Here is a 282-nt window from a genome sequence, read left to right as displayed (position 1 = left end):
CGTCGAGGGCGCGAACCGGCAGCGCACGCCCAATGAGATCGCGCTGAACATCCTGCTCGCGAGCCTGTCGATCGTGTTTCTCGTGGTGGTGCTGGCGCTGAACCCGCTCGCCGGCTACGTCGCCTCGCCGGTCGGCATCCCCGTGCTGATCGCGCTGCTCGTGTGCCTGATCCCGACCACGATCGGCGCCCTGCTCAGCGCCATCGGCATCGCCGGCATGGACCGGCTGGTGCAGCGCAACGTGCTGGCGATGTCGGGACGCGCGGTCGAGGCCGCCGGAGA

1 pseudogene is annotated in these 282 nt (G+C 70.2%); it reads left to right on the top strand.

The features are described 5' to 3' along the window. Window positions 1-282 (top strand): annotated as a pseudogene (locus tag KI686_RS17725) (potassium-transporting ATPase subunit B); the annotation flags it as partial.

The organism is Polaribacter sargassicola (assembly GCF_021991835.1).
GTDB classification, from domain to species: Bacteria; Bacteroidota; Bacteroidia; order Flavobacteriales; family Flavobacteriaceae; genus Polaribacter; species Polaribacter sargassicola.
Note: the sequence above shows the minus strand (reverse complement) of the source record. Positions and strands in the feature narration are given on the sequence as shown.